17 protein-coding genes are annotated in these 20,837 nt (G+C 73.4%); 8 read left to right on the forward strand and 9 right to left on the reverse strand.

The genetic code is table 11. The features are described from left to right. The first annotated feature begins 12 nt into the window (after positions 1–12). Genes AB0D74_RS42410 through AB0D74_RS42425 form a run of 4 tightly spaced genes read left to right on the forward strand, consistent with a single transcriptional unit; the run spans position 13 to position 3,975 of the window. Positions 13–1,674, forward strand: coding sequence for an OB-fold domain-containing protein (locus tag AB0D74_RS42410; protein ID WP_362599401.1), 1,662 nt, complete (start codon positions 13–15; stop codon positions 1,672–1,674). Beyond that, positions 1,671–2,582: an alpha/beta fold hydrolase gene (locus AB0D74_RS42415; protein ID WP_362599403.1), complete on the forward strand. Its 912-nt coding sequence runs from the start codon at positions 1,671–1,673 to the stop codon at positions 2,580–2,582. Before AB0D74_RS42410 ends, AB0D74_RS42415 begins: the two co-directional genes overlap by 4 nt. Continuing rightward, positions 2,579–3,118: a DoxX family protein gene (locus AB0D74_RS42420; RefSeq protein WP_362599405.1), complete on the forward strand. Its 540-nt coding sequence runs from the start codon at positions 2,579–2,581 to the stop codon at positions 3,116–3,118. The genes AB0D74_RS42415 and AB0D74_RS42420 overlap by 4 nt, the downstream gene beginning before the upstream one ends. Continuing rightward, complete coding sequence (locus tag AB0D74_RS42425; RefSeq protein ID WP_362599407.1) at positions 3,118–3,975, forward strand: NAD(P)-dependent oxidoreductase; 858 nt, start codon at positions 3,118–3,120, stop codon at positions 3,973–3,975. Before AB0D74_RS42420 ends, AB0D74_RS42425 begins: the two co-directional genes overlap by 1 nt. On the opposite strand, the gene AB0D74_RS42430 is transcribed toward AB0D74_RS42425, so the two are convergent. Beyond that, positions 3,960–5,360 carry an amidohydrolase family protein gene (locus AB0D74_RS42430; RefSeq protein WP_362599409.1) on the reverse strand — a complete coding sequence of 467 codons (1,401 nt, stop codon included), beginning with the start codon at positions 5,358–5,360 and terminating at the stop codon, positions 3,960–3,962. The genes AB0D74_RS42425 and AB0D74_RS42430 overlap by 16 nt on opposite strands. Then, positions 5,357–6,652, reverse strand: coding sequence for a CoA transferase (locus AB0D74_RS42435; protein WP_362599411.1), 1,296 nt, complete (start codon positions 6,650–6,652; stop codon positions 5,357–5,359). The genes AB0D74_RS42430 and AB0D74_RS42435 overlap by 4 nt, the downstream gene beginning before the upstream one ends. 22 nt (positions 6,653–6,674) lie before the next feature. On the opposite strand from AB0D74_RS42435, the gene AB0D74_RS42440 reads away from it, so the two are divergent. Then, positions 6,675–7,760: an enoyl-CoA hydratase/isomerase family protein gene (locus AB0D74_RS42440; RefSeq protein WP_362599413.1), complete on the forward strand. Its 1,086-nt coding sequence runs from the start codon at positions 6,675–6,677 to the stop codon at positions 7,758–7,760. 35 nt (positions 7,761–7,795) lie between these two features. Here the strand turns inward: AB0D74_RS42440 and AB0D74_RS42445 are convergent, their stop codons facing one another. From AB0D74_RS42445 to AB0D74_RS42470, 6 genes are all read right to left on the reverse strand, one after another. After that, positions 7,796–8,626, reverse strand: coding sequence for a hypothetical protein (locus tag AB0D74_RS42445; protein ID WP_362599415.1), 831 nt, complete (start codon positions 8,624–8,626; stop codon positions 7,796–7,798). Positions 8,627–8,958: 332 nt separating this feature from the next. Further along, a complete protein-coding gene (locus AB0D74_RS42450; RefSeq protein WP_362599416.1) occupies positions 8,959–11,079 on the reverse strand; it encodes a beta-galactosidase in 2,121 nt (706 codons plus the stop codon). Positions 11,080–11,125: 46 nt separating this feature from the next. Continuing rightward, a complete protein-coding gene (locus AB0D74_RS42455) occupies positions 11,126–11,980 on the reverse strand; it encodes a carbohydrate ABC transporter permease (RefSeq protein ID WP_362599418.1) in 855 nt (284 codons plus the stop codon). Continuing rightward, complete coding sequence (locus AB0D74_RS42460) at positions 11,977–12,891, reverse strand: sugar ABC transporter permease (RefSeq protein WP_362599420.1); 915 nt, start codon at positions 12,889–12,891, stop codon at positions 11,977–11,979. The genes AB0D74_RS42455 and AB0D74_RS42460 overlap by 4 nt, the downstream gene beginning before the upstream one ends. A 1-nt stretch (position 12,892) precedes the next feature. Further along, positions 12,893–14,284, reverse strand: a complete 1,392-nt coding sequence (locus tag AB0D74_RS42465; RefSeq protein ID WP_362599422.1) for an extracellular solute-binding protein — start codon at positions 14,282–14,284, stop codon at positions 12,893–12,895. 246 nt (positions 14,285–14,530) lie between these two features. Continuing rightward, a complete protein-coding gene (locus tag AB0D74_RS42470; protein ID WP_362599424.1) occupies positions 14,531–15,730 on the reverse strand; it encodes a LacI family DNA-binding transcriptional regulator in 1,200 nt (399 codons plus the stop codon). Between the two features lie 313 nt (positions 15,731–16,043). Between AB0D74_RS42470 and AB0D74_RS42475 the strand changes: the two genes are divergently transcribed. The 3 genes from AB0D74_RS42475 (at position 16,044) to AB0D74_RS42485 (ending at position 20,326) form a co-directional block, all read left to right on the forward strand. After that, positions 16,044–18,341, forward strand: coding sequence for an MMPL family transporter (locus AB0D74_RS42475; RefSeq protein WP_362599426.1), 2,298 nt, complete (start codon positions 16,044–16,046; stop codon positions 18,339–18,341). Positions 18,342–18,443: 102 nt separating this feature from the next. After that, entirely contained in the window at positions 18,444–19,649 is a 1,206-nt protein-coding gene (locus tag AB0D74_RS42480; protein WP_362599428.1) for a sensor histidine kinase, read from the forward strand. Then, positions 19,646–20,326: a response regulator transcription factor gene (locus AB0D74_RS42485; RefSeq protein WP_362599430.1), complete on the forward strand. Its 681-nt coding sequence runs from the start codon at positions 19,646–19,648 to the stop codon at positions 20,324–20,326. The genes AB0D74_RS42480 and AB0D74_RS42485 overlap by 4 nt, the downstream gene beginning before the upstream one ends. A gap of 40 nt (positions 20,327–20,366) precedes the next feature. Here the strand turns inward: AB0D74_RS42485 and AB0D74_RS42490 are convergent, their stop codons facing one another. Continuing rightward, on the reverse strand, positions 20,367–20,822 hold the full coding sequence (locus tag AB0D74_RS42490) for a PaaI family thioesterase (RefSeq protein ID WP_362599432.1): 456 nt from the start codon (positions 20,820–20,822) through the stop codon (positions 20,367–20,369). Between the last annotated feature and the right edge of the window lie 15 nt (positions 20,823–20,837).

Below are 20,837 nucleotides of genomic sequence, written 5' to 3' on the forward strand. Positions count from 1 at the left end.
GGGAGCCACCCAGTGACCGCATCCTCGGGGCGCCCCCTTCCCCACCTCACCGACCAGAACGCGTTCTTCTGGACCTCGGGGGCGGACGGCCGGCTGCGGATCCAGGAGTGCGCCTCCTGCACCGCCCTGATCCACCCGCCCCAGCCCGTCTGCCGGTACTGCCACGCACAGGAGATGGGCGTCCGGACCGTCTCCGGCCGCGCGACCCTCATCGGCTTCACCGTCAGCCACCGCTTCACCCTCCCCGGCCTGCCGTCGCCGTACGTCGTCGCCCAGGTCGCGCTCGAAGAGGACCCCCGGATCCGGCTCACCACCAACGCCGTCGAGTGCGACCCCGCCGAACTCGCCCTCGGCATGCGGATGGAGGCCGTCTTCGAGCAGGCCGGGGACGACGTGTGGCTGCCGCTCTTCCGGCCGGCCGCGGAGCAGGGGGAACCCGGGCCGCTGCCCACGGACGAGACCGATCCGGGATCGGTGGTATCTCACATACGACCCATGCGGTCCCCGGACAAGTTCGAGGACAAGGTCGCCCTCACCGGCATCGGCGCCTCCCCGCTCGGCCGCCGGCTGATGGTCCCCCCGCTCTCCCTCACCGTCCAGGCCTGCCAGGCCGCGATCGCCGACGCGGGCCTCACCCTCGACGACATCGACGGCCTCGCCACCTACCCCGGCGCCGGACCCTACGGCGGCTTCGCCGAAGGCGGCGTCACCGCCCTGGAGTCCGCCCTCGGCATCCGCCCCACCTGGCACCACGGCGGCGGCGAGACCTTCGGCCCCGGCGGCTCCCTGATCTCCGCGATGCTCGCGATCGCCGGCGGCCTGGCCCGGCACGTGCTCTGCTTCCGCACCCTCTGGGAGGCCAGCTACGCCCAACTCCTCAGACAGGGCCGGATCCCGCAGCCCGGCGGCGCCGACCCCGGCTGGCTCAGGCCCTTCGGCGCCACCTCCGCCGCACACACCCTCGCCCAGAACGCCCAACGCCACATGCACCGTTACGGCACCACCCGCGAGACCCTCGGCTGGATCGCCCTCAACCAGCGCGCCAACGCCGCCCTCAACCCCACCGCCATCTACCGCGACCCGATGACGATGGACGACTACCTCCAGGCCCGCCCCATCACCACCCCCTTCGGCCTCTACGACTGCGACGTCCCCTGCGACGGAGCCGTGGCCGTCGTCGTCTCCGCCGTCGACACCGCACCCGACCTCGCCAGACCACCCGTCCGCGTCGAGGCCGTCGGCACCCAGATCACCGAACGCCTGGAGTGGGACCAGAGCACGCTCACCCACGAACCCCAGACCCTCGGCCAGTCCGCCCACCTGTGGACCCGCACCGACCTGCGCCCCACCGACGTCGACGTGGCCGAGCTGTACGACGGCTTCACCTTCAACTGCCTCTCCTGGATAGAGGCGTTGGGGTTCTGCGGCATCGGCGAGGCCAAGGACTTCCTGGACGGCGGCAAGAACATCGCCCGGGACGGCGTGCTGCCCCTCAACACCCACGGCGGCCAGCTCTCCCACGGACGCACCCACGGCCTGGGCCTCGTCCACGAGGCGGTCGTCCAGCTGCGCGGCGACGGCGGCGCACGCCAAGTCCCCGGCGCCCGGGTCGCGGTGGTCAGCTCCGGCGGCCTGACACCCAGCGGGGTCCTGCTGCTCAGGACGGACACGTGACCGACGACACCCACCCGGACGTGGTGCCCGGCACCGTGGACGTCGACGGCATCTCCCTCTCGTACCGGGCGAGTTGGGTACGGCAGCCCCGGGCCGTCGTCCTCGCCCTGCATGGCGGCGGCACCGACTCGGCCTACTTCGACTGCCCGGGCCACCCGAGGCTCTCCCTCCTGCGCACCGGCGCCGCCCTCGGCTTCACCGTCGTCGCCCTCGACCGGCCCGGCTACGGAGCCTCCCTGCCGCACGCCCACCGGCTCACCGACCCGGCCCGCCGCGTCGACCTCGCCCACACCGCCCTGGACCACCTGCTCGCCGCCCGCCCGGCCGGCGCGGGCGTGTTCCTCGCGGCCCACTCCGCGGGCAGCGAACTCGCGGTGCGGATGGCCGCCGACGAACGCGGACGGCACCTGCTCGGCCTGGAGATCGCGGGCACCGGACGCCACCACCACCCCCGCTCGGTGGGCTTCCTCGAACAGGGCGACGAGGACCTGCGCCGTGCCCGCGCCCGGCTGCGGGAAGCGCTCTGGGGCACGGGCCGGCTCTACCCGCCGGACGTGGTCGGCGGCGCCGGCATCGCAGCCGCCTCGCCCGCGTACGAGTCCGCCGCCCGCGGCTGGCGCCACGAGTTCCCCGAACTGGCGGCTCGGGTGCGCATCCCCGTGCACTTCACCCTCGGCGACCACGAGGAGGTGTGGAGCTCCGGCCCCGCCGCCCTCGCCGACATCGCCGGCCTCTTCACGACAGCACCCCGCGTACGCGTCGACGAACAGCCCGACTCCGGGCACAATCTGAGCCTCGGTCACTCGGCCCGGGCCTACCACCTGAGAGTGCTGTCGTTCGCCGAGGAATGCGCGGTGACCCGGGAGGCGGGCCTCGCCGCACCTCCACGACAAGGGAGAGCGGGATGAACCACACCGATGCCGTCGCACTGCTGCTGCGCCTGGTCCTGGGCGTCGTCATGATCGCGCACGGCCTCAACCACTGGCGCGGCGGCGGCCGGATCGCGGGCACCGCCCGCTGGTTCACCGGCCTGGGCCTCACCCACGGCACCCTCCAGGCCTGGCTGAGCGTGGCCACCGAGGCAGGCGCCGGGCTCCTCCTGCTCGCCGGCTTCCTCACCCCGCTCGCCTGCGCGGCCGTCATCTCGGTGATGCTGGTGGCGGGCCTGCTCGCACACCGGCCCAACGGCTTCTTCGTCTTCAAAGAGGGCTACGAGTACGTCCTCACCCTCGCCGTGGTCGCCCTGGCCCTGGCCGCGCTGGGCCCCGGCAGCGCCTCCCTGGACGACGCGGCCGGCCTCGACCGGGACGGCTGGACAGGTGCAGGCATCGCCCTCGGAGTGGCCGTGCTCGCCACCGCCGGACTCCTCGCCACCTTCTGGCGCCCCCGGCCCGCGCCGGAACCGGCGCCCACCCCCGAACCCGTTGAGCAGGAGGCCGGCTGATGCGCGTCGGATTCATCGGACTCGGCAGTCAGGGCGCCCCGATGGCGCGCCGGATCGTCGACGCCGGACACGAGACGACCCTCTGGGCCCGCCGCCCCGCCACCCTCCTCCCCTTCGCGGACACCCCGGCCAAGCGCGCCGCCTCCCCGGCCGACCTGGCCGCGGCCAGCGACCTGGTCTGCGTCTGCGTCGTCGACGACGCGGACGTCGAGGAGGTCCTCACCGGCGAACACGGCGTCCTCGCCGGACTGCGCAGGGGCGGGGTGGTCGCCGTGCACAGCACCGTCCACCCCGACACCTGCCGCCGCCTCGCCGACCGCGCCCGCACCCACGGCGTCACGCTGATCGACGCCCCGGTCAGCGGCGGCGGTCCGGCGGCGGCCGAGGGACGGCTGGTGGTGATGGCGGGCGGCGAGCCCGGCACGGTCGCCTACTGCCGTCCGGTGTTCGCGACCTACGCCGACCCGGTCGTCCACATGGGCCCGCTGGGCACCGGCCAACTGGCGAAGCTCCTCAACAACGTGCTCTTCACCGCCAACCTGGGCACCGCCGCCGACACCCTCGCCCTCGGCCGGGACCTCGCCATCGACCCGGCCGCCCTCGCCCGGGTCCTCACCCACGGCAGCGCGGGCGGCTTCGCCCTCGACCGGGTCGCCGCGGCCGGCGGCACCCTGGACCGGTTCGCCGCCCACGCCGGTCCGCTGCTCCGCAAGGACGTCCGCCTGCTCACCGACGTCACCCAGGCCGCCGGCGCCGAACCGGACATCGTCCTGACGGCCGCCGGTGCCGCCCTCGCCCGCATGAACGGACAACAGGCGACGGACAACGGCCGACGGCCGGTTCAGGACCGGCGATAGCGGACCCGCCCCCCGATGAGCGTCAGCCGCACCAGGTCCGCCGACGGATCCGACAGGGCCTCGGCCGGCGGCACGGCCAGCAGGACGAGATCGGCGGCCACGCCCGGCACCAGGTGCGGCGGACGCCCGCCGGGGGAGTGGGGCGGTGCGAGGTACGCCGCCAACGCCTCGGCCGCGGTGAGGCGTTCGGCGGGGTTCGCGGTCCGCCCGCCGGGGACCCGGCGCGTGGTGGCCGCCCGGATCACGGACCACGGGTCGAGCGGCCCGTAGGGGGCGTCGCTCGACAGCGCCACCGGGACACCGGCGCGCAGGAACGAGGCGCAGCGGTACAGGTCGGCGTGCTCGTGGGGCGGGGTGGCGTCGAGGAAGTCGTCGCCGCGGTCTGGGAGGAAGCCGGGCTGGGTGACCACGCTCAGCCCGAGGCGTCGTACGACGGGCACGGCTTCCGCCGGAACCACGGCCGCGTGCTCGATACGGTCGCCGGGCAGCACCCCGGCCGCTTCCAGCGCGGCGAGGAGCAGGGCGAGGGAGACGGCCGTGACCGTGTGCACGGCGACGGGACGGCCCCGCCGGTGCGCGGCATCTATCTCCTCGACCAGCGCGGTGAAGTCCGGCAGCCCCGAGTCCGCGAGGACGATCTTCCAGGGGCCGGGCTCCGGGCGGGTCGTCGGCGGAGTTGCGAGGGGCGCCCCGAGCAGCAGCAGCCGTTGGGGCAGGCGCCCGCTGCGCACCTCCTCGGCGAGCCGGCCGACGGAGTCGGGGCTCAGGCGCGGCGTCGCGTCGGTGACGGCCGTGATGCCGTAGCCGGCGAGTCGGCGGCCCACCTCCGCCAGGGACGGCGCGGGAGCCTCGGGCAGCCGTGCGCGCAGCCAGTCGTCGGCCCGCCACAACCGCCCCGTCGGCCGTCCGGCGGCGTCGCGTTCGATGCCGGGGTGGCGCCCGTACGCCAGTCCGGCCCGTTCGCCGGCAAGGGAGTTGAGCACCCACAGCGCACCGCTGCGGTGCTGCACCCGCACCGGGACGTCCGCCCGCAGTGCGTCGAGTCCGGTGGCGTCCAACGACCCGGCGACCCGTTCGTCGTAGCCGATGCCCCGGACCCAGCCGTGCCGGTCCGGAACGGCCCGGTGCAGCGCGGCCCGCAGCGCCGGGCGGTCGCGGACGTCCGGGGGACCGCACCGCACGGAGGAGACCGCCGCCGCCAGCGCGAACAGGTGCAGGTGATGGTCGGTCAGGCCGGGCAGCAGGGCACCGCCCGCCGCGTCGACCTCCTCCTCGTCGGGAGCCCGCACCAGCCCCGCGCCGACCTCCGCGACCACACCGCCCCGGACCCGCACCGAGCACCGCTGCCCCTCGGCCTCCGCGTCCCGGATCAGCAGCCCGCTCACGGCACCCCGATCCCCAGCTCGCGCAGCACGTCGGCGGTGTCGGCGCCGCTCGCCGGGGCGGCGGCGGCCGGACGGCGCGGACGCGGCGCGGACAGCGGAAACGTCGCGCCCCCGGTGTCCACCAGCCAGCCGCCGCCGCGTTCGACGAGCCGCGCCTCCCCCGGGCCCGACACGGACAGACAGGCGGTCACCACGTCCGCCATCGACACCTCCCGCACCGCGCCGCCGCCTCCCGGCTGTTCGGACAGGGCGAGCGCGGCGGCGAGCAGACCGGTGAGCGGGTCGGCCACGGCGTCACCGGCGAACACGGGCAGCCCGTCCGCGTCCGTGCCGAGGAGTCCGCGGGCGGCGGCCACGTCGTCGCCGAAGCCGACCCGGCCCGCGGCCCGCCCGTACGCCGTGATCGAGATCCAGGTGCAGCCGCGGGCCGCCTCCGCCTCGGCGTCGAGCCCGAACCCCGCCAGCGCCCGGGGCCGGGAGGCCTCGACGACCACGTCCGCGCGGCCCACCAGCTCGTGCAGGGCGGCACGGCCGCGCGCGTCCGCCGGGTCGAGGACGACGGAGGCGTGCCCCGCGTGCAGCAGGTCGTAGAAGGAGGGATCGCCGAAGCGGGCTCCGTCCGGGCGGGACGGGGTCTCCACCTTGACCACCCTGGCCCCCGCCGTACCCAGCAGATGCGCGCACAGCGGGCCCGCCCACAGCGCGCTGAAGTCGACCACCAGCAGCCCCGCCCCGGCGCGCGGTGTGCCGGGCAGTGGGGCGGTGCGGTCGGGCCGGGGCCGGACCGCACCGCCCGCGAGGCCGAGGAGGGCCACCCGTTCGTCCAGGTCGGCGCCGTCGTGGGCGGCGAGCCAGTCGGCCAGCCGGCCCGGCAGCGCCCCGGCATCGAGGTCCCGGCCGATCAGCGCGCTCCACAGTAGGCGGTCGTCCGGGCGTGCGTCGGACACGGCCGCCCAGCCGTCCCGGGTGGGCAGCAGTCGGCAACTGCCGCCCACCGACAGTCGTCCGCGTCGGCCAAGCCCGCGGAGCGCGGCCCGTTCGGCCAGCAGCCGGGCCCCGTCGAGTCGGGCCCCACCGGCGGCGGAGACGTGGTCGGCCAGCCAGGTGGCGAAGGTGGCCGCGGAACCGGGAGGCAGCAGCGGGGGCCCGTCCGGGTGGCCGGTCAGCAGGGGGACACCGCTGCGGGCCCAGTCCTCAGCCACGAGGGCGGCGCTGGTGTGGGCATCGGGCCAGGGACGCGCGGTCCGGGTCGCGTCGGACCCTGTCGTACCACCAGTTGCCCCGTCGGCCATGCGGGGATGGTAGATCAGAGAGGTGCCTGCGACCACAGCGATCTCCCTCACCGAACTGGCGGCCGGGGCGGCGGACGCCGACCTGCTGGACGCGCATGCCGAGCCGTCCCGGCCGCTGACGGTCGTCGACCTGGACCCGGCGACCGCGCCCACCGATGCCGACCTGGAGCGGGCGGTCCGCCGGGCCCGGGACAGCGACCGGCTGCTCGTCGGCCGCACCAGCCGACCGCAACCCGCCTGTCCCGACGCCCTGTTGAGCGCGCTGGACCTGACCCTGGTACGGGCTCCCCGCGACCGCCTCGGGGCGACGGACGCCGCCGGGCACCCGGCCACGGTCGCGGTCACGGACCCGGCCGCCGAGGCGGAGTTCCTGCGCACGCGGGCGGCGGAACAACCGCAGGCTGCCCTGGTGTTGCGCCAAGTCCTCGCCATGACCGGGAAGTTGCCGGTGTTGCAGGCCCTCGACCTGGAGTCGCTGGCGTACTCGACGTTGCTCGGCGGTGCCGGGTTCGCCGGATGGCTCGCGGCGCGCGGGCCACGGCCCGGGCCGCCGCCCGCGACACACGACCCCGTGACGGCACGCCGCGAGGGCGACCTCCTGCGGATCACGCTCGACCGGCCCGAGCGGCGCAACGCGCACGGCGCGGAACTGCGGGACGCCCTGGTCGCCGCCCTCGACATCGCCGTCTGGGACGACACCGTGCGCGAGGTGCTACTGGACGGCAACGGTCCCTGTTTCAGCTCCGGCGGCGACCTGGACGAGTTCGGCACCGCCGTGGACCTCACGGCCGCGCACCTGATCCGCACCCGGGCCGGGGCGGCGGCCCGCCTGCACGCCCTCGGCGACCGGCTCACCGCACGGATCCACGGGACCTGTGTCGGCGCGGGCATCGAACTCCCGTCCTTCGCCGCCCGGGTCGTGGCGGCCCCCGGCACCACCGTCCGGCTGCCCGAGCTGGCCATGGGCCTGATCCCCGGCGCCGGCGGCACGGTCGGCATCCCGCGCCGGATCGGCCGCCGGCGCACCCTGTACCTGGTCCTCGACGGCCGGGCCGTCCCCGCCGAACGTGCCCTGGCCTGGGGGCTGGTGGACCGGATCGAGGAGTGAGGCGGGGCCGCGCGCGGCGGCACCGCGGAGCGGAGTCAGCCCAGGCAGATGACCAGCAGGCAGAGCTGCGAGGGCGAAGACGCGGTCGCGGTCGGTGCGGGGCTCGCCGACGCTGTCGATGTCCCTGTGGTGGCGCCGGTCGTCGTGGTGGAGGTGGTGGCCGTGGGGGTGGGCGTGGCCGTCGTCACCGACGTCGCACCGGTGGTGGTTCCGGACACCGTGGCGGCGGACCGGGGCTGCGTGACGGAGACCGTCGTGTGCGTTGCGGAGGTGGCGGTGTCCTGACCGGGCGTCGGCGTGGCCTGTGGCATGCCCGTCGTCTGCTCGTGCGGGGCGTTCGCCGTGACCGAGCGGGCGGACAGGGTCTGGTCAGGCGCGCGGTGCCGGCCGGTCGGGGTCGACGCAGCCGGATCGGCGTCCGTGGCCTGCTCGTCGGCGAGGCCCATGGGCCGGTTGTCCGGGGCCGTCGCCGCCTGCGCACGGTCGGCGCCCTGCCGGTCGAGGGAGGCGACGGTCAGCCCGCCGCCGACCAGGGCGACCGCGGTGGCCACCACGGCCCGCCGCTGGTTCTTCTTCCAGCGGGCCCGCTGACGCCGCCGGGCCGCCCGACCCAGCGGTGCGGAAGGGGCGGGGCCAGGGCCGTCGTACGGGCCCTCGGCGGCCTCTTCGTCCGTTTCTTCGGCGGTCTCTTCGACGTAGGAGTCCGTGTCGAACCACGCCGTGTCGGCCGGGGCCTGCCAGGACGCCGCGCCGGTCGCCGCCGGAGCGACGACGGCACGCCGGGCGATGTCAGGGGCGTAGGCGCCGCATCCGGGGCACGCCAGGGCGCCGTTGAGGTGCCGACGGCACGAGGAGCAGTAGTCCATCCGCGGTCTTCCTGACTCGACTGCGCCAGCGGCCTCAAGAGCCGTGGCCTGATCTCGTTCGTACGAGGTATCGAACGGCCAGAACGGTAGCGAGCCTTTGGCCAGGCAGTGTGCAGCCTGTGTGTCGCTTCTGCACAGATGCCGTCACCCACGCCCGCGACCGGCGCCGAACACCAGCCATCCCGACGTCACCCGGGCACATTTTGTGACGTCGACCCTGCGGAGGACTGCTCGGGGCCGGGCCGGGTCAACGGCATCCGGCCCGGTACCGAGCAGGCTCCGCAGGGTCAGACTCGCCTGGACTCCTCTCTCTCCGTCGGGAAGCCGTGCGGTCAGCCGATGTCGGCGGAGACGAGGACGCGGACGTCCCACGGGCCGAGGGTCAGCGGCGCGTGCGCGGCGAGCGGCGTGCCGTCGAGGACGTCGGTGAGGGGCACCGGGGCGGAGATGCTCGCGGGCTCCCAGCTCCAGTTGTGGAGGATGTGCACGCGGCTCCCGTCGGGTGCGGTGCCGGTCGTCGCGGTGACCGTGGCCGGGAGGTCCCGCCAGCCGTGGCTGGCGGACGGGGCCAGCCACGCGGCCAGCGTCCGGGCGAGGTCGCGGCCGGGCACCGTGCCGACGTACGTGACCCGGCCCGCGCCGTGCGGGCGGGTGGTGACCGCGGGCCAGCGCCCGAAGTGCGGGTGGTCGTACTCGACGAGCGGCTCGGCGTCGGCGACGGTCAGGCCGTCCGCCCAGCGGGTGGCCGTGGCGCCTTCCGGGAGGTGGAGCGGGCCGCCGGGCACGGACCGTACCGGCAGGTCCTGCCCCAGATTGCTGAATTCGTCGTACGACACGCCCGCCGCGTCCGTGAGCCGGCCGGGGGCCGGTTCGGTGCGGGCCCGGCCCTCCTGGTCGGCGTAGCCGGTGCGCGGGCCGAGGACGAGATGACCGCCCGCGTGGGCGTAGGCCGCGAGCCGGTCGAGGGTCGCGTCGTCGGCGAGGTACAGCGCCGGCACGACCAGGACCGGGTGTCGGCGTACCGTCTCCTCGGGAGTCTCCGTGTCGTGCAGTTGGCGGGCGTGGACGATCCGCACCTGGCGGCCGGCGTCGAAGGCGCCCCGGTGGAAGGCGTCGAAGATGCGGTGGTAGGCGGCCGGGTCGGGGCCGCCGTCGGGCGTGGCCAGCGGCGGGTACTTCTGCATCAGCCACTTGCTGGGCGTCGAGTACACCATCGTGAGGTCCGCGTCCGGCTCCAGACCGGCGACGAGTCCGCCCGCCGTCTCGAACTCGGCGCCGAGCCGGGCGAGTTCGGCGTAGACCCGGCCGGGCCGGCCGGTGTGGGGCAGGATACCGCCCCAGTAGGTCTCGGCGCCGAAGTGCAGTGTGTGCCAGTGCCAGTACTCGATCATCCGGGCCCCGCGCCCGACCAGTGCCCAGGCCGCCTGGCGCCACTGGCCGTCGTAGGCGGGCCGGTTGTCCCAGGGGAAGCTGATCGAGCCGGCGTTGGTCTCGGTGACCAGGAACGGCGCCTGCCGCGAGGAGAACATCCAGTCGGCGCTCCGGTACAGCGCCCACACCCCGCGGGTCTTCCCCTGCTGTTCGTGGTCCTCGGGGGTGGGGTCGGGCAGCAGCAGACCGTCCTGCATGTCGTAGTACGGGTTGCCTGCCGTGATGTCGAGGCGGTCGGTCAGCTCGTCGTCCTCGACCGCGGGACGGGTGTAGGAGATGCAGGTGGTGACGAACTGCTCCGGGCGGGCGTACTCGCGCACGATGTCCGCCTGCCAGCCGATGAACTCGGTGACCTGACGGGCCTGGAACTCCCGCCAGGCGATGTCGTACTGGGGCTGCGCGTTGCCGTCCGGGGTCCACAGGTCGGCCCACGTGGACAGCCGGTGGGACCAGTAGACCAGGCCCCACTCGCGGTTGAGGGTCTCGACGTCCCCGTACTTCTCCCTCAGATGGTCGACGAAGCGCTCGAACACGCCCCGGTTGTGCAGGAGTTCGTTGCCGGGTTCGTTGTCGACCTGGAAGCCGATGACCGCCGGGTGGTCGGCGTACCGGGCGACGATCCGGCGGACGACCCGCTCGGCGTGGAACCGGAACGCCGGGTGTGTGAAGTCGACCTCCTGCCGGGCACCCCAGCCGATCCGCTCCCCGGTGCGCCGCTCGCCCGCGATCTCCGGGTACTGCCGGGCGAGCCACGGCGGGACGGCGTACGTCGGGGTGCCCAGGACGACGGCGATGCCGCGCTCGTGGGCGCCGTCGAGTACCGGTTGCAGCCAGTCCAGGTCGAAGCGGCCGTTCTCCGGCTCCCAGGTCGACCAGACCGACTCGCCGACCCGGATGACGGTGACATGGGCGTCGGCCATCAGGTCGAGGTCGGTCTTGAGGCGTTCGGCGGGACGCTCGTACGGCTGGTATTCGTGGTAGTACGCGGCACCGAACAGGACACGGGCAGGCAGAGCCGCCATGAAGGAGACCTCCGAAAGACAGTGGGAGTGGGGGAGTTCGGGGGAGTCATTGCTTGACGCCGCCGGCCGCCAGGCCGCTCTGCCAGTACCGCTGGAGCAGCAGGAAGGCGGCGACGAGCGGGACGATCGAGAGCAGGGAACCGGTCACGACCAGCGCCAGCATGTCGCTGCTGGCACCGGCCCCGCCGTTCTGGGCCTGCGCGGCCCAGGAGGCCAGGCCCACGGTCACCGGGTACAGGTTGGGGTCGTTGAGCATGATCAGTGGCAGGAAGTAGTTGTTCCAGGTCGCCACGAGCGTGAACAGCAGAACCGTCACCAGGCCGGGGCCCAGCAGCCGCAGGGCGATCCGGAAGAAGATGCGGGCCTCGCCGGCCCCGTCGATGCGCGCGGCCTCCAGGAGGCTGTCCGGGACGGCGTCGGCCGCGTAGATGCGCATCAGGTAGAGGCCGAACGGGTTGACGAGGGACGGCAGGATCACCGCCCAGGCGGTGTTGACCAGGCCTGCCTTGGCGAACAGCAGATAGGTCGGGATGGCCAGCGCGGTGGTCGGGACCATCACGGCGCCGAGGACCAGGTTGAAGGTGAACCGGTCGCCCCGGAAACGGAACTTCGCGAACCCGTAGCCGCCGGCCGCCGCGAGCAGCGCGGCGCCGACCGCGCTGACGACGGCGTACAGGACCGTGTTGAGCAGCCAGTGCACGAAGACGCCGTCGTCCTGGGTGAAGGTCGCCCTGACGTTGGCCAGGAGCTGCGGGGTGTGCGAGAACCACAGGCCGAAGCTGTTGAAGAGGTCCTGGGTGCTCTTGGTCGAGGCGATCAGCAGCCAGCACAGGGGGAGCAGGAAGTAGGCGAGCGCCGCCAGCATGGCGATGGTCAGCGGGGTGCTGCGACGGGTCGTCATGCGGCCCTCCTGAGGCTGTCGCGGCCGGCACGGCTGTCGCGGCTGCCGCGGTTCGCCGTGAGCAGCACGCCGTAGGAGGCGATCACGATGACGAGGCCGAGGAGGAAGGACACCGTGGCCGCGTAGTTGACCTGCTGGCCGGTGAACGCGAGGGAGTAGGCGTACAGGTTGGCGGTGTAGGAGCTGCTGATGACGTCCGGGGCGATCTTCATCAGCAGGTTGGGTTCGTTGAAGAGCTGGAAGCTGCCGATCACCGAGAAGAGGAGGGTGAGCAGCAACGCGGGGCGCAGTGCGGGCAGTTTCACCGACCAGGCGATCCGCCAGGCCCCGGCGCCGTCCACCGCCGCCGCCTCGTACAGCTCCTGCGGGATCGTGCGCAGGGCTGCGTACAGGATGATCATGTTGTAGCCGACGAACTCCCAGGTCACGATGTTGGCCAGGCTGCCCAGCATCCAGCCGTCGCTGAGGAAGTGCGGGGCCGGCAGGCCCAGTTTCCGGCTCAGCTGGGCGAACGGGCCGAAGTCCGGCCCGTACAGATAGCCCCACATGAGCGCGGCGACCACGCTGGGCACGGCGTACGGCACGAAGATGCCCAGCCGGATCATCCGCGCCAGCCGCAGCAGCCCGCTGTCGAGCGCGAGCGCGAACAGCAGGGCCAGCAGCAGCATCACCGGGACCTGGATCACGAAGAACAGTGCCACCCGGCCCACACCGTGCAGGAGTTGGGGATCGCCAAGGGCCTGCGTGTAGTTGTCGAGGCCGACGAACACCGTCCCGCCGATCAGACGGCTCTGGAACAGGCTGAGATAGGCGGCGTAGCCGAGCGGGGCGAGGAAGAGCAGCAGGAACAGGGCCAGGAACGGGGCGACGAAGAGCGGTCCGGCGGCCCGGTGGCGGCGGGTGCCGGTCATCTCAACTCCCCTTGACCGTGAAGCCCTGGCTCTTCGCGTACGTCGTCAGCCGCGACTGCCAGCTGCCGAGCGCGCGCACCGTGTCGGTGTGGTCCACGAGCGACTTGCCGACGGTCTCGGTCCAGTCGGTGGCCGCCTGGTCCAGGAACGGGGGCCACTGGAAAGAGGCGTTGACCGTGGAGCTGATGTCGGCGAAGACCTGGTTGACCTTCTGGCCGCCGTAGAAGGAGGGGGCGTCCCCGGTGAAGGAGGCGTCCGTGAGCAGGGCCTTGGTGGCGGGGAAGAAGAACTGCTCGGTGGCGAACAGCCTCGCGCTGTCCGGGTCGCTGTTGAGGAACTGCGCGAACACGGCAGCCGCGATCGGGTTCTTGGCGGAGCGGACGACCGCGGTGGTGGAGCCGCCCCAGTTGCCGGAGCTGGGCTTGGCCGCGTCCCACTGCGGCAGCGGGGCCGCCCGCCACTTGCCTGCCGTGGCCTTGGCGGAGCCGGACAGGAACACCGGGCCCCACGCGGCGGTGATCCAGGTGGCGTACTTGCCCTTGTTGAGGGCGGCGTACCAGGAGTCGGTGAAGTCCGGCTCGACGCCGATGACCCCTTCCTTCGCGAGCCCGCCCCAGTACGCGCCGAGCTTCCGTGAGACGGCGTCGTCCACGCTGATGGTGATGTCGCTCCTGCCCGAGGTGACATAGGGCTTCGCGCCCGCCTGCCAGAGCAGCCCGTGCCAGGCGGCGACCTGGTTGGCGGCGAGGTTGGTGAGGTACACGTCCGGGTCCGCCTTGTGCAGCTTGCGCGCGGCGGCGGCGAACTCGTCCCAGGTACCGGGGACTTCGATGCCGTGCTTCTCGAAGATGTCGTGCCGGTACAGCATGCCCATCGGGCCGGTGTCCTGCGGTATGGCCCAGATCTCGCCGTTGCCGCCGCTGATCTGGCCCCAGGTCCAGTCCACGAACCGGGACTTGAGCGCCGAGGCGCCGTACGGCCGCAGGTCGAGCAGGCTGTTGGTGATGGTGAAGGTCGGGATGGCCTGGTACTCGATCTGGACCATGTCCGGTGCGCCGCTGCCGGCCTTCAGCGCCGTACGCAGCTTGGTGTACTGGGGCGTTCCCTGACCGGCGTTGACGATCTTGACCTTGACGGCCGGGTACTTCTTCTCGAAGAGCGCGACCTCTTTGGCGATGTTCGGGACCCAGGTCCAGAACGTCAGTTCGGTCGGGGTCTTCATGGCCTTGTCGATGTCGGCCTGGCTCACGGGCTTGGCCGAGGCGGAGGAACCGCCGCCGTCCCCGCCGCCGCAGGCGGTGAGGGCGGCGCCGAGCGACACGGCGCCGGTCGTCGCGAGGAACAGTCTGCGGCTCATGGGGGTGGTGCTGGACGTGGAGATGAATCCGGGCATGGTGAACTCCCGCCGATGGCGAAGGGACGGCACGCCTGGCGAGGGCGTGCGGGGGTGAGGAGGGGGGAGGGAAGACGCGGAACCGTGCCGCGGGAGCGGCGAGCGGAGCGCGGGCCTGGGCGCCGGTCGGATGCCGGGCGCGCTCAGGGAGGTGAGGAAAGGCGCGCGATCAGTGCGGCGTGGGTGACGGTGGGGCGGCTCGTGCCGGGATCGCGTGAGGTGGGGTGGTGCGGGCCGGACGGTGGGTCAGTTGTCGGTGCCGGTACCTCCGTTCGCGGATGACGGACTGGATGCCCGACTGGATGAGCGACCTGACACCGGACCGGATGAGGGACCCGATGACGGACCTGACACCGGACCGGATGACGGACCCGATGCCGGGCCGCGCCCGCCACGGGCCGGTGTCCTCCGGGCCGGCGGGGGCGCGGTCGAGGCGCGGACGACGAGGTCGACCGGCGGACCGCTCGACGGCAGCGGATCGGCCGCCGGGTTCTCGATGGCGTGCACCAGGCGTTTGAGGCCCTCCTGTGCCACCGCGTCGAAGGGCTGGCGCACCGTGGTGAGCGGGGGAGTCACGTAGGCGGCGACCGGGATGTCGTCGAAACCGACCACGCTGACGTCCTGCGGCACCCGCCGGCCGCCCTCGGCCAGCGCGCGGATCAGACCGATCGCCATGTCGTCGTTGGCGCAGAAGACCGCGGTCACCCGGTCGTCGGCGGCGAGTTCGCGCCCCGCCGCGTACCCGGACGCGGCCGACCAGTCGCCCCCGGCGACCGGGGGCACCTCCCGGCCGTCCGCGGCCAGGGCGGCCCGCCAGCCCTCCAGACGGTCCCGCGCCGCGTACCAGCGCTGCGGACCGGAGAGGTGATGGACCGTCACATGCCCCAGGTTCAGGAGGTGTTCGGTGGCGGTGCGGGCCATCAGGTCCGCGCCGTCGCCTGCGGTCAGCACGGTCGGTGCGGTGACCGGCGGCGGCGCGCCCATGACGAGGACCGGCACGTCGACGCGCAGGGACACATCGCCCTGCTCGTCGATGGGCTCCGAGATCACGATGCCGTCCACGCCCTGGTCGAGGAGCGAGTCCACGGCGCCGGAGAGGCCCGCCGGGTCGCCCTCCACCGTGTTGACCACGCGCAGTGCGTAGCCGGTGTCCCGGACGACCCGCTCGACGCCCATGAGCAGCGAGGCGGGTCCGTACAGGGCCGTCCCCAGGGTCACCACGCCGATCGAGCGGGTGCGTCCGGAGGCCAGCGCCCGGGCGGCGTTGTTGCGCCGGTAGCCGAGCTGTTCGGCGGCGTCGAGCACGCGACGGCGCACGTCCTCGGAGACGTACGGCTCGTCGTTGAAGACCCGCGAGACGGTCTTCTGCGAGACGCCGGCCAGCCGGGCCACGTCGACACTGCGCGGCGCGGCCGTGCTCTTGCCGCGTCCCGTCCCTGGTGTCATGGCGTCTCCCGGTGCCCGCTTGATCGGCGCTCATCATGTCATGCGCGGCCTTCCTGACTGCGCTGTCATGTCTGCGTAGTCATGTCTACGCAGTCATGGGTGTGGCGTCAAGAGTCGGGAACGCATCGATCGCGGCGGGGCGCGCGTGCCGTAGTACCGGCGCAGGATCCGGTGGCCCGGACGCGTACTGCGGTTTCAGTAGGGCGTCCTCCGGATTCGGTAGGCGGTAGTGCCAGTAGCCGCACGACGACGGAAGGGCCCTCGTCAGGACAGCCTTGGTGACCAAGCGAGATCGGATGTGGAGTGCTCTGACGTGGCTACTTTTCTGTATCGACTGGGCCGACTGGCCTTCCGGCGGCGCGGGTACGTCGCCCTGCTGTGGGTGGCCGTGCTGGCCGCCGTAGGACTGGGTGCGCTGCAGGCGCCGGGCGCCGCGGACGAGGAGTTCTCGACGCCGGGCATCGAGTCCCAGAAGGCGTTCGACCTGATGCAGGAGCGCTTCCCCGGCGCGGCGGCCGACGGCGCCACCGCACGGGTCGTCTTCGTCGCCCCGCACGGGCAGAAGGTGACCGCCACCGCGAACAGGAAGGCCGTCGAGGAGACGGTGGACGCCCTGGGTGACGGCGCCCAGGTGGCGGCCGTCGCGGACCCCTTCACCGCGAAGGCGGTCAGCGAGGACGGCACCACGGCCTATGCGACCGTCACCTACAAGGTGAAGTCCTCCGCCCTCACCGACGCCAGCCGTACGGCGCTGGAGAACGCCACCGACCAGGCCCGCGACGCGGGCCTCACGGTCGAGACCGGCGGCTCCGCCATGGACAGCGGCGCCGGACCCGGCGGCACCGCCGAGATCATCGGCATCGCGATCGCGGCCGTCGTCCTCCTGGTCACCTTCGGGTCGCTGGCCGCCGCCGGGCTGCCGTTGCTGACCGCGATCCTCGGCGTCGGCATCAGCATGTTCACCATCACCGTGCTGGCCGACGCCCTGGGGCTGTCCACCAGCACCGGCACCCTGGCGATGATGCTGGGCCTCGCCGTCGGCATCGACTACGCCCTGTTCGTCGTCTCCCGCTACCGGGAGGAGCGTGCCGGGGGCCGGTCCGCGGAGGAGGCGGCCGGCCTCGCGGTCGGCACGGCCGGCTCGGCGGTGGTCTTCGCCGGCCTCACCGTGGTCATCGCCCTGGCCGGACTCTCCGTCGTCGGCATCCCGATGCTGACCAAGATGGGCCTGACCGCCGCCGGGGCGGTGGTCGTCGCCGTCGTCATCGCCCTGACCGTCGTACCGGCCCTGCTCGGATTCTGGCCGAACGCCGTTCTGGCGGGCGCCGCGCGCAGGCGGGACGGCGGCCGTCGCGGGCTGTTCCGCGCCGAGAACCGGCTGTTCCGGGCCGGGAACCGGCTGTTCCGGGCCGGGAAGGCGAAGCAGGCGGAGCCCCAGGGGGACAACCGGGGCACCCGCTGGGCCCGCTTCGTGCTGCGCCGCCCGCTCCCCGTGCTGCTGCTCGGCGTCGTGGGCCTCGGCGCCCTCGCCGTCCCGATGACCCAGCTGCAGCTCGGCATGCCGGGAGACGAGGCCAAGTCCACCTCCACCACCGAGCGGCGCGCCTACGACGACCTCGCCAAGGGCTTCGGCCCCGGGTTCAACGGCCCGCTGACCATCGTCGTGGACGCCAAGGGCGCCGACGACGCCAAGGGCGGGGTGGGCACGGTCCGGGAGCGGATCGCCGCCACCGACGGGGTCGTCTCGGTGTCGCAGCCGCGCTTCAACAAGGCGGGCGACACGGCGGTGTTCACCGCCACGCCGTCCACCAGCCCCACCGACGAGAAGACCAAGACGCTCGTCAAGACGATCCGCGGCGAACGCCCGGCCATCGAGTCGGCGGCCGGCGCGTCCTTCGAGGTCACCGGCACCACCGCGCTGAACATCGACATCTCGGGCAAGGTCCAGTCGGCGCTCGTGCCCTACCTCGTCACCGTCGTCGGTCTCGCCGTCGTCCTGCTGCTGGTGGTGTTCCGCTCGCTGCTCGTCCCGCTCAAGGCGGCGCTCGGCTTCCTGCTCTCGGTCCTCGCGGCCCTCGGCGCCGTCGTCCTGGTCTTCCAGCAGGGACACGCGGCCGGGCTGTTCGGGGTGGAGCAGACCGGGCCGATCATGAGCCTGATGCCGATCTTCCTGGTGGGCATCATCTTCGGCCTGGCCATGGACTACGAGGTCTTCCTCGTCTCCCGGATGCGGGAGTCCTACGTCCACGGCGAGCCGGCGAGGGAGGCGGTGGTCTCCGGGTTCCGGCACAGCGCCCGGGTCGTCGCGGCCGCCGCCCTCATCATGATCGCGGTCTTCTCCGGATTCATCGGCGAGGGCGAGTCCATGATCAAGATGATCGGGTTCGGCATGGCCACCGCCGTCCTCCTCGACGCCTTCGTCGTCCGGATGGCGATCGTGCCCGCGGTCCTCGCCCTGCTGGGCGACCGGGCCTGGTGGCTGCCGAAGTGGCTGGACCGGCTGCTGCCCCGGGTGGACATCGAGGGCGAGGCCCTCACCCGCGGCCCGGCCGCCGCGAAGGCAGCCGACCCGGACCCGGCCGCCGACGAGGCCGCCGAGGCACGCGTCTGAGCGCTGCCGACCGGCCGGTGGGCCGCCCGTGGCACAGGTCACGGGCGGTCCCCGTCGGTTTGTCGGCCACCATGGACCCAGGCACCTCACCCGGAGAGACACATGACCACCAGCTTGGACCGCAGCACGGAACGCTCCCGGCGTGTCATGAGCGTCGCCATGGTCATGGCGCTACTGCCCTGCGTGGCCCTGGGCGCCGTGCTGCGCCTCCCCGGAATCAGCCAGCCGCAGGAGTCGTGGCCGCCCACCGTCCTCGCGGCCGTCGCCTGCGTCGCCCTGCTGCGGGCACGTGACCACCCCCGCACCGTCGCCGCCGTCGCCATGGCCTGCGCGGTCGCCACCTTCGCGCAGGGCTACCTGCCCACCCCCCTCATGCTCGCCCCCCTCATGCTGGCCCTCTACTGGGTGGCCGCCGAGACCGACCGGCGGACCGCGCGGGTGTTCGGACTTGCGGCCATGGCCGTGGTGGTGATCGCCGCCATGCTCGACAACCCCGGCGGCAACCTGGTGCTGCTGCGCACCGTCGGCCCCGTGCTGTGGCTGCTGCTGCCCCTGGTCGGCGGCAGCAGGGCCCGGCTGCGCACCGCCTACCTGGAGTCCGTACAGGCCCGGGCCGCGTACGCCGAACGCACCCGGGAGGAGGAGGCCCGGCTGCGGGTCGCCGAGGAACGCATGCGGATCGCCCGCGAACTGCACGACGTCGTCGCCCACCACATGGCCGTCGCCAACGCCCAGGCCGGTACCGCCCGCCACCTCGTGCCCACCCGGCCCGAGCAGGCGCTGAAGCTGCTCGACGAACTGACGGTCTCCACGTCCTCCGCGCTGATCGAACTCCGGGCCACCGTCGGGGTGCTGCGCCAGTCCGGGGACCCGGACGCCGAGTCCCTGGAACCCGCGCCCGGCCTGGACCGGCTGCCCGACCTGGTCTCGACCTGCGCCGGCGCCGGACTCGACGTCACCCTCAGCACCGACGGCGAGCCGCGGCCCCTGTCACCGGGCGTGGACCTGACGGCGTACCGGATCATCCAGGAAGCCCTCACCAACGTCACCAAGCACGGCACAGGACAGGGCGCCGAGGTCCGGCTCACCTACGAGCGGACCCGGCTGCTCGTCTCGGTCACCAACGACGGCGCACCCACCGCCCCGCCGGCCGCCGACGGCGGCTACGGCCTGATGGGCATGCGCGAACGCGCCCACTCCGTCGGCGGCGACCTGCGCGCCGGACCGCGCCCGCAGGGCGGCTTCGAAGTCACCACCGTCCTCCCGCTCCACTCCCTCGCACCGGAAGAACCGGAGGCCGCCGCGTGAGTGTCCGTGTCCTGCTCGCCGACGACCAGGCCCTGCTGCGCGGCACGTTCCGGCTGCTGATCGACTCCTGCCCGGACCTGGAGGTGGTCGCCGAGGCCGCCGACGGGCAGCAGGCGGTGGACCTGGCCCGCACCCACCGCCCCGACATCGTCCTCATGGACATCCGCATGCCCGGCACGGACGGCCTCGCCGCCACCGCCGCCATCTGCGCCGACCCCGAACTCGCCGACACCCGCGTCCTCGTCCTCACCATGTACGAGACCGACGAGTACGTCGCCCGGGCGCTGCGCGTCGGCGCCAGCGGCTTCCTCGGCAAGTACGTCACCACCGACACCCTCCTCGACGGCATCCGCACCATCGCCGCCGGCGAGGCCCTGCTCTCCCCGGGCGCCACCCGCGCCCTCATCACCCGCTTCCTCGCCGGCCCGGCCCCCGGCAACCTCCTGGCACCCGCGGAGCGCCTGAACGACCTCACCCCGCGCGAACGGGAGGTCACCGCACTCGCCGCCCGCGGCAAGTCCAACGACGAGATCGCCGGGGAACTCGTCCTCAGCGTCCTGACCGTCCGCAGCCACATCCAGCGCGCCCTGACCAAGCTCGGCGCCCGCGACCGCGCCCAACTCGTCGTCATCGCCTACCAGACCGGCCTCGTACGCCCCGAGTCACGGCAGCTCTGACGGCGGGGAGCAGGCGCGACGGCCGCCGTGCGGGCGGAGCTCAGCCGGTGCCGCCCAGGCGGATCAGCGTCTGCTGGCCGTTGGCGACCAGGGTGCGCTCGCCGTCGTCGCGGACGCCGTACACCTCCAACCGGCACACGGTCAGGGTCCGGCCGGACTTCAGCACCGTGCCGACCGCCTCGATGTGGTCGCCGACGGCGGGTGCGAGGAGGTTGATCTTGTACTCGACGGTGAGGACCTCGCAGTCCTCGGGGAACAGCGTCAGCGCCGCGTAGCCGCCGGCACTGTCCGCGACCGCACTGGTGGCGCCGGCGTGGATGTAGCCGTGCTGCTGGGTCACCTCGGGACGGGCCGGAAGCACGATGTGCACACGGCCAGGTGCGATCTTCGTGATCCGCGCGCCGAGATGCGCCATCAGCCCCTGCCCGTCGAAGCTGTCCTGAACCCGCTTGCGGACCACCGGGTCTGCCTCTTCCTGCTGTGTCCCGTCGTTCACGTACGTGCTCTCCCT

It is taken from the genome of Streptomyces sp. NPDC048278 (assembly GCF_040652195.1).
Classification (GTDB): Bacteria; Actinomycetota; Actinomycetes; order Streptomycetales; family Streptomycetaceae; genus Streptomyces.

Excerpts from the sequence above, each read along its gene's own strand:
- AB0D74_RS42420 (WP_362599405.1), top strand. The coding sequence starts at position 2,579 with ATGAACCACACCGATGCCGTCGCACTGCTGCTGCGCCTGGTCCTGGGC.
- AB0D74_RS42425 (WP_362599407.1), top strand. The coding sequence starts at position 3,118 with ATGCGCGTCGGATTCATCGGACTCGGCAGTCAGGGCGCCCCGATGGCG.
- AB0D74_RS42435 (WP_362599411.1), bottom strand. The coding sequence starts at position 6,652 with ATGGCCGACGGGGCAACTGGTGGTACGACAGGGTCCGACGCGACCCGG.
- AB0D74_RS42445 (WP_362599415.1), bottom strand. The coding sequence starts at position 8,626 with ATGGACTACTGCTCCTCGTGCCGTCGGCACCTCAACGGCGCCCTGGCG.
- AB0D74_RS42450 (WP_362599416.1), bottom strand. The coding sequence starts at position 11,079 with ATGGCGGCTCTGCCTGCCCGTGTCCTGTTCGGTGCCGCGTACTACCAC.
- AB0D74_RS42455 (WP_362599418.1), bottom strand. The coding sequence starts at position 11,980 with ATGACGACCCGTCGCAGCACCCCGCTGACCATCGCCATGCTGGCGGCG.
- AB0D74_RS42460 (WP_362599420.1), bottom strand. The coding sequence starts at position 12,891 with ATGACCGGCACCCGCCGCCACCGGGCCGCCGGACCGCTCTTCGTCGCC.
- AB0D74_RS42465 (WP_362599422.1), bottom strand. The coding sequence starts at position 14,284 with ATGCCCGGATTCATCTCCACGTCCAGCACCACCCCCATGAGCCGCAGA.
- AB0D74_RS42470 (WP_362599424.1), bottom strand. The coding sequence starts at position 15,730 with ATGACACCAGGGACGGGACGCGGCAAGAGCACGGCCGCGCCGCGCAGT.
- AB0D74_RS42480 (WP_362599428.1), top strand. The coding sequence starts at position 18,444 with ATGACCACCAGCTTGGACCGCAGCACGGAACGCTCCCGGCGTGTCATG.